At 70.9% G+C, this 11317-nt stretch carries 11 protein-coding genes; 10 read left to right on the forward strand and 1 reads right to left on the reverse strand.

Annotated elements, in window-relative coordinates:
• Positions 1 to 42 precede the first annotated feature (42 nt).
• The 10 genes from HMPREF2833_RS01385 (at position 43) to dapF (ending at position 10591) form a co-directional block, all read left to right on the forward strand.
• Complete coding sequence (locus HMPREF2833_RS01385; RefSeq protein WP_019310900.1) at positions 43 to 2946, forward strand: FtsK/SpoIIIE family DNA translocase; 2904 nt, start codon at positions 43 to 45, stop codon at positions 2944 to 2946.
• Entirely contained in the window at positions 2943 to 3575 is a 633-nt protein-coding gene (gene pgsA / locus HMPREF2833_RS01390) for a CDP-diacylglycerol--glycerol-3-phosphate 3-phosphatidyltransferase (RefSeq protein WP_019310901.1), read from the forward strand. The genes HMPREF2833_RS01385 and pgsA overlap by 4 nt, the downstream gene beginning before the upstream one ends.
• The gene (locus HMPREF2833_RS01395) at positions 3572 to 4111 is read left to right on the forward strand and encodes a CinA family protein (protein WP_019310902.1); all 540 of its coding nucleotides are present in this window, start codon (positions 3572 to 3574) and stop codon (positions 4109 to 4111) included. Before pgsA ends, HMPREF2833_RS01395 begins: the two co-directional genes overlap by 4 nt.
• Before the next feature lie 148 nt (positions 4112 to 4259).
• Entirely contained in the window at positions 4260 to 4685 is a 426-nt protein-coding gene (locus HMPREF2833_RS01400; RefSeq protein ID WP_035885382.1) for a helix-turn-helix domain-containing protein, read from the forward strand.
• Positions 4686 to 4862: 177 nt separating this feature from the next.
• Positions 4863 to 5084 carry a DUF3046 domain-containing protein gene (locus HMPREF2833_RS01405; protein WP_019310904.1) on the forward strand — a complete coding sequence of 74 codons (222 nt, stop codon included), beginning with the start codon at positions 4863 to 4865 and terminating at the stop codon, positions 5082 to 5084.
• Between the two features lie 154 nt (positions 5085 to 5238).
• Positions 5239 to 6390, forward strand: a complete 1152-nt coding sequence (recA, locus tag HMPREF2833_RS01410; protein WP_019310905.1) for a recombinase RecA — start codon at positions 5239 to 5241, stop codon at positions 6388 to 6390.
• Between the two features lie 13 nt (positions 6391 to 6403).
• Positions 6404 to 7087 carry a regulatory protein RecX gene (locus HMPREF2833_RS01415; protein ID WP_237708752.1) on the forward strand — a complete coding sequence of 228 codons (684 nt, stop codon included), beginning with the start codon at positions 6404 to 6406 and terminating at the stop codon, positions 7085 to 7087.
• Positions 7088 to 7180: 93 nt separating this feature from the next.
• Positions 7181 to 8704: a tRNA (N6-isopentenyl adenosine(37)-C2)-methylthiotransferase MiaB gene (miaB, locus tag HMPREF2833_RS01420; RefSeq protein WP_070636367.1), complete on the forward strand. Its 1524-nt coding sequence runs from the start codon at positions 7181 to 7183 to the stop codon at positions 8702 to 8704.
• Positions 8705 to 8709: 5 nt separating this feature from the next.
• Complete coding sequence (gene miaA, locus HMPREF2833_RS01425; protein ID WP_019310908.1) at positions 8710 to 9636, forward strand: tRNA (adenosine(37)-N6)-dimethylallyltransferase MiaA; 927 nt, start codon at positions 8710 to 8712, stop codon at positions 9634 to 9636.
• Between the two features lie 10 nt (positions 9637 to 9646).
• On the forward strand, positions 9647 to 10591 hold the full coding sequence (gene dapF / locus HMPREF2833_RS01430; RefSeq protein WP_050899515.1) for a diaminopimelate epimerase: 945 nt from the start codon (positions 9647 to 9649) through the stop codon (positions 10589 to 10591).
• Between the two features lie 91 nt (positions 10592 to 10682).
• On the opposite strand, the gene HMPREF2833_RS01435 is transcribed toward dapF, so the two are convergent.
• Entirely contained in the window at positions 10683 to 11300 is a 618-nt protein-coding gene (locus HMPREF2833_RS01435) for a class I SAM-dependent methyltransferase (RefSeq protein ID WP_019310910.1), read from the reverse strand.
• Positions 11301 to 11317 lie beyond the last annotated feature (17 nt).

Below are 11317 nucleotides of genomic sequence, written 5' to 3' on the forward strand. Positions count from 1 at the left end.
CCCGACCGGACGGGCCGTCGTGCGTCCGGGTACCCTGGAGCAATGGCGTCACGAACTACCCCCGCGCGCTCGTCGAAGACCACCAGCCGGTCCAAGGCCCCCGCGCGGTCCCCCAGGAACGGCAAGAAGACCCCGGCACGCACCACGCCCGCGGGGCCCTCTGCCGGCACCACCGCGCTGCGCGCCGTGGTGGGGGCGTGGTCCGGGGCCGGACACGTGGTGGGCGCTGCGGTGCGTCGCGTGGGCACGCTGCGCACGGACATCGCCCCCGAGCAGCGCCGCGACGGCGGAGCGCTCGTGTGGCTCGTGCTCGCCGTGCTGATCGCCGCGGTGGAGTGGTGGAACCTGCGCGGCGTGGACTTCGCCCCGATCGCGGTTCCGGCCTCGTGGGTGCACTCCGTGGTCGGCGGCACGTTCGGCTTCATGGCCCTGGTGCTCCCCATCTTCTGCTTCTGCTTCGCCATCCGCGTGTTCCGCCACCCGGAGCCCACGCAGGCCAACAACCGCGTGGCGATCGGCCTGCTGGCCCTCACCGTCGCAGGCTCCGGCACCGCCCACCTTGCGGGGGGCTCCCCGGACCTCGGGGACGGCTTCGAGGCCGTGTGGCGCGCCGGCGGCTTCGTGGGCTTCCTCGCCGCAGATCCGCTGTCCTCACTCATCACCCCGTGGGGAGCGCTCGCCGTCTTCGTCCTGCTGGCCGTCCTGGCACTGCTGGTGATGACCGCCACACCCGTGGGGGAGATCGGCCCGCGCCTGCGCGAGCTCTACCGCCGTCTGACCGGTCAGACCGAACCCCGCACCACGGACCTCTCGGCGCCCGAGCACGACCGCTCGTACCTGGATCCCGCGCCCGCACGCGGTTCCAAGCGCGCGTCCCGGGCGGAGAAGCGCCGGCAGCGTCAGGACCTCGACCGCTACGACGGGGACGAGGCCTTCGAACGCGCCGTGGTGGACGAGGCCAACCGCCGGGAGGCGCGCGGTGCCGCGGCCACGAGCGTGTTCGACGTGGGATCCCACACCGCAGAGCCGGCCGCCCGCCGCGCCGGCTCCTCCGGCACCCGCGCGGGCACGGCGGCGTCGGGCTCCAGCGCCGCGGACTCCCAGGCCACCGAGGTCGTGGGGAGCCCCGAGCCCGGGCCGCGCCCCGGCGAGAAGCGCCCCACGCGTTCCCAGCGGGAGGCCCAGAAGCTGCGCGAAGAGCAGGGGATCACGCCCGCCGCGGACACCGCGGCGGCCTCGGACGCCCCCGCGCTCGACGTCACGGCCGAGGCCGACGCCGCGCGCACCCACACGCCCAGCACGCCCATCCCCGCCCGGTCCGAGCAGCTCAAGCTCGCGGGCGACGTCGCCTACAGCCTCCCGCCCGTCGCGGACCTCGTGCAGGGCCCGCCCGCCAAGGAGCGCTCCGAGGCCAACGACCAGGTGGTCAGCGCCCTCACCAGCGTGCTGCAGCAGTTCAAGGTGGACGCCGAGGTCACCGGCTTCTCCCGCGGCCCCACGGTCACGCGGTACGAGATCGAGCTCGGCTCGGGCACCAAGGTAGAGCGTGTCACCGCGCTGTCCAAGAACATCGCCTACGCGGTGGCCTCCGCGGACGTGCGCATCCTGTCGCCGATCCCCGGCAAGTCCGCGATCGGCATCGAGATTCCCAACACGGACCGCGAGACCGTGGCGCTGGGCGACGTCCTGCGCTCCCAGAAGGCGCGCGCGTCCGAGCACCCCATGGTCATGGGCGTGGGCAAGGACGTCGAGGGCGGGTTCGTGCTCGCGAACCTCGCCAAGATGCCGCACATGCTCGTGGCGGGTGCCACGGGTGCGGGCAAGTCCTCGTTCGTGAACTCGATGATCGTCTCCATCCTCATGCGCTCCACCCCGGACGAGGTCCGCCTGGTCATGGTGGACCCCAAGCGCGTGGAGCTCACCGCGTACGAGGGCGTGCCCCACCTGATCACGCCCATCATCACCAACCCCAAGAAGGCCGCGGAGGCCCTGCAGTGGGTGGTGCGGGAGATGGACGCGCGCTACGACGACCTCTCGCACTTCGGGTACAAGCACATCGACGACTTCAACAAGGCCGTGCGCAACGGCAAGGTGCAGCCGGAGCCCGGATCCAAGCGGACCATCCGGCCCTACCCGTACCTGCTGGTGATCGTGGACGAGCTCGCGGACCTCATGATGGTGGCCCCTCGGGACGTGGAGGACGCGATCGTGCGCATCACGCAGCTCGCGCGTGCGGCCGGCATCCACCTGGTGCTGGCCACCCAGCGGCCCTCCGTGGACGTGGTCACCGGTCTGATCAAGGCCAACGTGCCCTCCCGCATGGCGTTCGCCACGTCCTCCGTGACGGACTCCCGCGTGGTCCTGGACCAGGCCGGCGCGGAGAAGCTGATCGGCCAGGGTGACGCCCTGTTCCTGCCGATGGGCGCCTCCAAGCCCATGCGCGTGCAGGGGGCGTGGGTCTCGGAGTCCGAGATCCACAAGGTCGTGGAGCACGTCAAGTCGCAGATGACCGTGGACTACCGGGACGACGTCGTCCAGGAGGCCCCGCAGAAGACCATCGACGAGGACATCGGTGACGACCTCGACGTCCTGCTGCAGGCCGCCGAGCTGGTCATCACCACCCAGTTCGGCTCCACGTCCATGCTGCAGCGCAAGCTGCGCGTGGGCTTCGCCAAGGCCGGGCGGCTCATGGACCTGCTCGAGTCCCGGGGCGTGGTGAGCCCGTCCGAGGGTTCCAAGGCGCGGGACGTGCTGGTCAAGCCCGACGACCTCGCCGCGACCCTCGCGCTGATCCGCGGGGAGGAGCCGCCCGCGCCCGATCCGCAGCCCGTGGGCGGTTCCGTGGACTACGGCGAGGACCCCGTGGAGGCGTCGCTCGCCGACGTGGCCCACGACTACCACGACGGATCCACCACCGAGGACGCATGGGAGCTGACAGGACGATGACCGCACACCAGGCCGCCGCACCGCACGGAGAGCCGGCACCCAACAGCTCCAACTGGAACCTGCCCAACGCGCTGACGGCGCTGCGCATCGTGATGGTGCCGTTCTTCATCTGGTTCCTGTGGGCCGGAGGGCCCCACGGCCAGGACTCCACGGGCATGCGCTGGGCTGCGGTGATCGCGTTCGGGCTGGCCATGTACACGGACAAGCTGGACGGGGACCTCGCCCGGGCCCGCAACCTCATCACGAGCTTCGGCAAGATCGCGGACCCGATCGCGGACAAGCTGCTCACGGGCTCGGCCTTCGTGGTGCTGTCGCTGCTGGGCGAGCTGTGGTGGTGGGTGACCATCCTGATCCTCGTGCGCGAGTGGGGCATCACGGTCATGCGCTTCGTGGTCATCCGCTACGGCGTGATGGCGGCTTCCAAGGGCGGCAAGACCAAGACGGTGCTGCAGACCGCGGCCCTGATCGCGCTGCTGCTGCCGCTCTCGCCGGTTCTGGGCGAGTGGTGGCTGTGGTTCGCGTGGTTCCTCACCGCGCTCGCCCTCGCCGCCACCCTGGTCACCGGCGTCGACTACGTGGTCAAGGCCGTGCAGCTGCGCAACCGGGCGGTGCGCGGGGAGACCGCGTGACGGCCTCGGGCCGGGGGCACGACGCCGCCGCGGCCGGTTCCGGGGCACCGCACCCCGCGTGCGGTGCGGCCGAGCTGGTGCACCGCGCCACGGCGCGCGGCGTGAGCGTGGGGACCGCGGAGTCCCTCACGGGCGGGGCGGTGGCCTCGGAGATCGTCACGGTGGCCGGGGCGTCGTCGTGCTTCGAGGGCGCGGTGGTGAGCTACTCGCACGACGTCAAGGAACGGGTGCTGGGAGTGCCCCACGAGCTGCTGGAGGATCGCGGCGCCGTGGACCCGGACGTGGCGGTCGCCATGGCCCGGGGCGCCCGCGCGTGCCTGGGCGTGGACTGGGCGGTGTCCACCACGGGGGTGGCCGGTCCGGAGCCGCACGACGGCCACGCCGTGGGGACGGTGTTCGTGGGGATCAGCGGGCCCGGTGTAAACCGGGCCGAGCGCCTGGACCTGCCGGGGGACCGGGCCGCGATCCGCGCCGCCACGGTCCGTCACGCGATCGACACACTGGCGACTCAAATCTCATTCCCAGGCAACGCCTAGTGCATTTCGTCCGACGGCAGGGAACAATTGAACATGCAAGCACGTTATGAGTGACAGAGCTTGAGCCGTCAGGGCGCAAGACCTCGAACCCGTCGCATCCGATGGATGTGCAGAGCCCGTTCGTTCACACGAGGAGTAGGCAATTCACATGACGAAGCAACCCGTGTCTGTCAATGGTGTCGTCCGTTGGAAGGACGTGGGTGTGGCAGATGACGTCAGCACGGACTCCCACGAGGCCAAGGTGGGCGTCCTGCGCCAGGAGATCGGGGAGGTGCTGCGCAGCGTCCGGCAGCGTCAGGGCCGCACCCTCCGCGAGGTCTCGCACCTCGCCCGTGTCTCCCTGGGGTACCTGAGCGAGGTGGAGCGCGGCCAGAAGGAGGCCTCCTCCGAGCTGCTCGCCTCGATCTGCACGGCACTGGACATTCCCATGTCCCAGATGCTGCGCGAGGTGGCGGACCGGCTGGCCTACGCCGAGGGCAACTACATCCCCGACACCGTTCCGTCCGAGCTGACCGACGAGTTCACCCGCGAGGTGCGTCAGCTGCGCGGAGGCACGGCGGCCGGCGCCCACTGATCCACTCCCACCGACCCGTCGGGCGCACCACCGCGTGAGCCCGGAGCAGCAGCGGACCCACCCAGGGGGTGGGTCCGCTGCCGTGTCCGCCGTGCGGCGACGTCCGATTCACTGGGCCCACCGGATTCGACCGGTCAGCACCCGTGCCTCTGCACCACCATCCGAGGAGTTCACGCCATGCGAGTCAGCACGTTCTGGGAGCTGATGTCCCACGAGTTCGGGGCCGGCTACTGCCGGGTCCTCGCGGACGACCTGGTGCTGAGTGAGGTGGGGGAGCGCACCGCCACGGAGGCCCTTGCGGCCGGGGTGGACCCCAAGTCCGTGTGGTTCGCGGTGTGCCGCGCGCAGGACGTCCCCGAGTCCCGGTGGTGGGGCCCGGACCAGCCGCCCAGGAGCTGACGTGCACCGAGCATGATTCGAAGGTATATTCGAAGGGCGTCACGCGGGCTCCACAGGCGGCCCGGTTCCTTATGGGTGTCGGACACCCTCGTTAGCGTGGACCGCGAAGACATCGACAGGGCCTGGACCAGGCCCCTGAGACCCGAGGTGAATCATGGCAGCCAAGTCCAAGGGTGCATCCGCTCCCACGCCGTCTCAGACGGCCGGCTCCGATCGGCAGAAGGCGCTCGACACCGTCCTCTCGCAGATCGACAAGAACTACGGCAAGGGCTCGGTCATGCGCCTGGGCGACCGCCCGGCCACCAAGATCGAGACCATCCCCACGGGCTCCATCGCGCTGGACGTCGCCCTGGGCATCGGCGGCTTCCCCCGCGGCCGCGTGGTCGAGATCTACGGCCCGGAGTCCTCCGGCAAGACCACCGTGGCACTGCACGCCGTGGCCAGTGTCCAGAAAGCGGGCGGCATTGCGGCCTTCATCGACGCGGAGCACGCGCTGGACCCGGCCTACGCGGAGAAGCTCGGTGTGGACACCGACAACCTCCTCGTGTCCCAGCCGGACACCGGTGAGCAGGCCCTGGAGATCATGGACATGCTCGTGGGCTCCGGGTCCATCGACATCATCGTCATCGACTCCGTGGCCGCGCTGGTGCCCAAGGCCGAGATCGAGGGCGAGATGGGCGACAGCCATGTGGGTCTGCAGGCCCGCCTGATGTCCCAGGCGCTGCGGAAGATCACAGGCCGGCTGTCCCACACGAACACCACGGCCATCTTCATCAACCAGCTGCGCGAGAAGATCGGCGTGTTCTTCGGCTCCCCGGAGACCACCACGGGTGGCAAGGCGCTGAAGTTCTACGCCTCCGTGCGCGTGGACGTCCGGCGTATCGAGACGCTCAAGGACGGCGCCAACCCCGTGGGCAACCGCACCCGCGCCAAGATCGTGAAGAACAAGATGGCTCCGCCCTTCAAGCAGGCCGAGTTCGACATCCTCTACGGCCAGGGCATCTCCATCGAGGGCGGCCTGATCGACATGGGGGTCGAACACGGGATCGTCAAGAAGTCCGGCGCCTGGTTCACCTACGAGGGTGACCAGCTGGGCCAGGGCAAGGAGAACTCCCGCCGCTTCCTCAAGGACAATCCCGAGCTGGCGCAGGAGATCGAACGGAAGATCCTGGTGAAGCTGGGCATCTCGGAGGACCCGGACGAGGCCTCGCAGGACCCGGAGGGGCTGGACACGGAAACCGGGGAGCTGGATCCGGATGCACCCTTCGCCCCGCAGCAGAGCGACACCGAGCTGCCCGCCTTCTGAGTGAGGTGATCCGGTGGTGAACCAGTCCTCGCAGCACGGCTCCCGGGCTCGCCGGACCACGGTCTCGCGCCGTGGTCCGGCGAGCCCGGGGGATGCGGCGTCGCGGTTCGCGGTCGCAGAAGCAGATGCTCAGGTGGTGGACACGGCGGAGACCGCAAGCGCGGAGCAGCTCGAGACGGCTCGCGGCATTGTGCTGCGGCAGCTCACGGCCTCGGCCAAGTCACGCCGCCAGCTCGAGGACAAGCTCGCGGAACGGGATGTCCCGGAGCATGTTGCCCAGGAGGTGCTCGACCGCTTCGAGCAGGTCGGTCTGGTGGACGACCGTGAGTACGCCGCCATGTTCGTCCGCTCCCGTGCCGAGACCCGCAAACTCTCGCGGGCGGCTCTGCGGCGTGAGCTCTCCCAGCGCGGCATCACGGGGGAACTGGCGGAGCAGGCCCTTGAGCAGCGTCACGAGGAGGACGAAGTGCGTGACGCGCACGAGCTCGTCCGCAGGAAGCTTCCAGCGTCGGCGGACCTCACGGACCGCAAGGAACGGGACAAGCTCACCCGCCGACTGGTGAGCATGCTGGGCCGCAAGGGGTACCCGTCCGGCATGGCGTTCGCCGTGGTCAAGGAGGAGCTCGCAGGGCTCGGATCCCTGTCCGATCCGGTCTCGGAGGACGGCGCGGGCGCCGAGGTCTGGGACACCCCGTGAGGGGTCGTTCCGTTCTCCGGGTGCTGCCCGGTGAACGGGCAGGCACGGCCCCGGAAGATTTGACCCCGTCCCTAAGATGATGGGGTGACTCAGATGCCCCACACCGCCGTAGCCCCCTCCGCACCGGTCCCGTCGGACGCTCCGCCCGCCTACGAGGTGCGGACCCTCGGCTGCCAGATGAACGCCCACGACTCCGAGCGCATCACAGGCCTGCTCGAGAATGCGGGGTACATCCCGGCCGTGGGGCGCGAGCCTGACCTGGTGGTGTTCAACACCTGCGCGGTGCGCGAGAACGCGGACAACAAGCTCTACGGACAGCTGGGCCAGCTCACTCCGGTCAAGCGCCGCAACGACCGGATGCAGATCGCCGTGGGCGGGTGCCTCGCGCAGAAGGACCGGGCCACCATCGTGGAGAAGGCTCCGTGGGTGGACGTGGTCTTCGGCACCCACAACATCGGCTCGCTGCCGGTGCTGCTGGAACGCGCCCGGCACAACGAGCAGGCTCAGGTGGAGATCCTGGAGGCGCTCGAGACCTTCCCCTCCGCGCTGCCCACCAAACGCGAGCAGGCGTACGCGGGATGGGTGTCCATCTCGGTGGGGTGCAACAACACGTGCACGTTCTGCATCGTCCCGCAGCTGCGGGGTAAGGAGAAGGACCGGCGTCCGGGGGACATTCTCGCGGAGGTCCAGGCCCTCGTGGACTCCGGAGCGGTGGAAGTCACGCTGCTCGGGCAGAACGTGAACTCCTACGGTGTGGAGTTCGGTGACCGCGGCGCCTTCGCCAAGCTGCTGCGCGCGTGCGGTGACATCCAGGGACTGGAGCGGGTCCGGTTCACGAGCCCCCACCCCGCGGCCTTCACGGACGACGTGATCGACGCCATGGCCGAAACCCCGAACGTGATGCCGCAGCTGCACATGCCGCTGCAGTCGGGCTCGGACCGGATCCTGAAGGACATGCGCCGCTCGTACCGGTCCAAGAAGTTCCTGGGGATCCTGGAACGGGTGCGGGAGCGCATCCCGCAGGCGGCCATCACCACGGACATCATCGTGGGCTTCCCCGGGGAGACGGAGCAGGACTTCCAGGACACGCTGGACGTGGTGGGGGCCTCGGAGTTCTCCTCCGCGTTCACGTTCCAGTACTCGATCCGCCCGGGAACCCCGGCGGGAGAGATGGCGGAGCAGGTGCCCGCAGCCGTCGTGCAGGAGCGGTTCGAGCGCCTGACTGCGCTGCAGGACGCCATCAGCGCCCGGCTCAACCGCCAGCTCGTGGGTACGCGTGCGGAGCTGCTCGTGAGCGCGCAGTCCGGGCGCAAGTCCGGTGCCACGCACCGGCTCTCGGGACGCAGCCGTGACCAGCGCCTGGTGCACTTCAGCGTGCCGGAGGGCTCACCCGTGCCGCGCCCCGGGGACTTCGTCACCGTGCCGGTCACGGGCGCCGCGGCCTACCACCTGCTCGCGGACCCAGCGGATGCCTCCGAGTACCACGTGCGGCCGTCGCGCGGCGGGGACGCGTGGGAGGCGGCCCAGGCGGAGAGCTGCGGCGCGCCGTCGTCCGGTGGGGCCACCGGACCTGCCGGGACCGTGGGGCTGGGGATGCCGGCACTGCGGAAGCCCTGACCGGGATGGCAGACCGCGGCGCACCCACGCCCCTCGTGGCCGTGGTGGGCCCCACGGGCACGGGCAAGTCCGACCTCGGCATCGCCCTGTCCCACGAGCTGGGCGGCGAGGTGATCAACGCGGACGCCCTGCAGCTCTACCGGGGCATGGACATCGGCACGGCCAAGCTGCCGCCCGAGGAGCGGGACGGTGTGCCCCACCACCTGCTCGACGTCCTGGACATCCACGAGGAAGCCTCCGTGGCCGCGTTCCAGCGGGATGCCCGGCGGTGCGCGGAACAGATCCGGGAACGGGGTCGCGTGCCCGTCCTCGTGGGCGGCTCGGGGCTGTACGTGCGGGCCGCCCTGGACGCCATCGAGTTCCCCGGAACGGACCCCGGGATCAGGGCTCGGCGCGAGGACCAGCTGCGGCGTGACGGCCGTGCGGTGCTGCTGCGGGAACTGGCCAGGGTGGACCCGGAGTCCGCAGCGCGCGTCAAGGACGACCGGCGTCTGGTGCGGGCCCTCGAGGTCCACGACCTCACGGGGCGGCCCTTCACGTCCTTCATGCCGCAGCGCCGGTACGTGCGCCCCACGGTCCAGATCGGGCTGGCCATGGACCGGGACGAACTCAACGGCAGGCTGGCGCGCCGTGTGGACCTCATGCTGGAGCGGGGCTGGCTGGACGAGGTCAGGGCTCTCGCCGCACGCGGTCTACGAGAGAGTCCCACGGCCGGCAGGGCGCTCGGGTACCCGCAGCTGCTCGCCGTGCTGGACGGCACCATGACCCTGGCGCAGGCCCGCGAGGACACCGTGGCGGCCACCCGCAGGTTCACCAAACGGCAGCGCACGTGGTTCCGCGCCGATCCGCGCGTGCACTGGCTCGAGTGCTGCGCAGGGCGCAGCGTCACGGACCTCGCGGCTCGTGCCCTGGAGGTGGTCCGTGCTCAGTAGGATGACGCGCATGAGTGCAACCAACAAGGGGACGGGACCAGCAGTGGGCAGCGGTGAACTGGCGGGCGTGCGGGTGAGCAAGGCGCACGGCACGGGCAACGACTTCGTGGTCTGCACGGACCGCGACGGGACGCTGGACGTCTCTGCAGAGACCGTGGCGAGCGTGTGCGACCGGCACGCAGGGCTCGGCGGGGACGGACTGATCCGTGCCGTGCGCTCCCGGCACCTGGAGGAGGGGCGACGGCTGCTGGAGCGGCATCCGGATGCCGAGTGGTTCATGGACTACCGCAACGCGGACGGCTCACTCGCCCAGATGTGCGGCAACGGCGTGCGGGTCTTCGTGGACCACCTGGTCCGCGAGGGACTGCTGAGCCTGCCCCCCGGCGCGCGGGTGCGGATCGGGACCCGCGCTGGGGCCCGAACGGTGGCGCGCACCTCCGCCGGGTACGCCGTGGACATGGGGCCCTGGAGCTTCAGCCACGGCGAGGAGGCCCGCGAGCGGGGTTCGGACTGCGTGGTCACCGCCCACGGTCTCACCGTCCCGCGACCGGGCGTGTCCATCGACATGGGCAACCCGCACACGGTGGTCGTGCTGTCCGAGGGGGAGAAGCTCGACGCCCTGGACCTGCACGCCGCGCCCGTGGTGGACCCGGTGCCCTCGAACGGCACCAACGTGGAGTTCGTGGTCCCGCTCGACCACGACGACACCGAGGTGGGCCGGCTCGAGATGCGCGTGCACGAGCGCGGCGTGGGGGAGACGCTCTCCTGCGGCACCGGAGCGTGCGCGGCTGCGGCCGCAGCCCGTTTCTGGGGCGGGCCCGAGTCCCCGGACCGGTGGTTCGTGCAGGTTCCCGGCGGGGTTCTCTCGGTCACGTTCGTGGCCGCCCCGGACGGCACCGAGCACGTGGTGCTCGCGGGGCCGGTCCGTGTGGTCGCCACTGCGGAGCTCGTGTAGCGGGTCCGGGACGTCACGCGCCGGTCGCGCGGAGGCGGGCGGGCGGCGTCGTGCGGTGTGGGCGTCGTGCGAGGCGGGGCCGTGGAGGCCCTCAGTCCCGGTGGACGGCGATGATGCGGAAGCCCTTGTCCGTGGCCGCACGCTCCACGCGGAAGTCCGCGGTCAGGGTCTGCGCGAGCCAGCGCTGCAGCGAGTCCCCGCCCAGGTTCTTCTGGGCCACCAGCCACGCCGTGCCGCCGGGGTTGAGGCGGGGCAACCACGTGGTCAGGATCTCGTGCAGGGCGTCCTTGCCCACCCGGATCGGGGGGTTGGACCAGATGGTGTCGAACGTGCGACCTTCCGGAACGTCCTGCGGCAGAGCGGTCTCCACGCCGGTCAGGCCCAGGGACCGGGCGTTCTCAGCGGTGAGCTGGAGGCTGCGCTGGTTGACGTCCACGGCCGTGACGCGCGCCTCGGGCGCCGCCTGGGCCAGTGCGATCGTGATCGGACCCCACCCGCAGCCGATGTCCAGCAGGTCTGTGCCCTGCGGATCCGGCACGGTGCGCAGCAGCGCCGCTGTCCCCTTGTCCAGGTCCCCGGGGGAGAACACGCCAGCGGCGGTCACCACGTCCACGTGCCGACCTCGCAGCTCCACGCCGATACGGCGCCGCTTCTCCGGCAGCGACGGATCGGAGACGAAGTAGTGGGGGACGGGGTGTTCGGCGGCCATGGCTCCACATGGTAGTG

Source organism: Kocuria sp. HMSC066H03 (assembly GCF_001812045.1).
In the GTDB taxonomy this organism is placed as follows: Bacteria; Actinomycetota; Actinomycetes; order Actinomycetales; family Micrococcaceae; genus Kocuria; species Kocuria rhizophila.

Bases quoted from the DNA above. Each gene is read 5' to 3' on its own strand.
- HMPREF2833_RS01400 (WP_035885382.1), top strand. From the start codon at position 4,260: ATGACGAAGCAACCCGTGTCTGTCAATGGTGTCGTCCGTTGGAAGGAC.
- recA (WP_019310905.1), top strand. From the start codon at position 5,239: ATGGCAGCCAAGTCCAAGGGTGCATCCGCTCCCACGCCGTCTCAGACG.
- HMPREF2833_RS01405 (WP_019310904.1), top strand. From the start codon at position 4,863: ATGCGAGTCAGCACGTTCTGGGAGCTGATGTCCCACGAGTTCGGGGCC.
- miaA (WP_019310908.1), top strand. From the start codon at position 8,710: ATGGCAGACCGCGGCGCACCCACGCCCCTCGTGGCCGTGGTGGGCCCC.
- miaB (WP_070636367.1), top strand. From the start codon at position 7,181: ATGCCCCACACCGCCGTAGCCCCCTCCGCACCGGTCCCGTCGGACGCT.
- dapF (WP_050899515.1), top strand. From the start codon at position 9,647: ATGAGTGCAACCAACAAGGGGACGGGACCAGCAGTGGGCAGCGGTGAA.
- HMPREF2833_RS01385 (WP_019310900.1), top strand. From the start codon at position 43: ATGGCGTCACGAACTACCCCCGCGCGCTCGTCGAAGACCACCAGCCGG.
- HMPREF2833_RS01435 (WP_019310910.1), bottom strand. From the start codon at position 11,300: ATGGCCGCCGAACACCCCGTCCCCCACTACTTCGTCTCCGATCCGTCG.
- pgsA (WP_019310901.1), top strand. From the start codon at position 2,943: ATGACCGCACACCAGGCCGCCGCACCGCACGGAGAGCCGGCACCCAAC.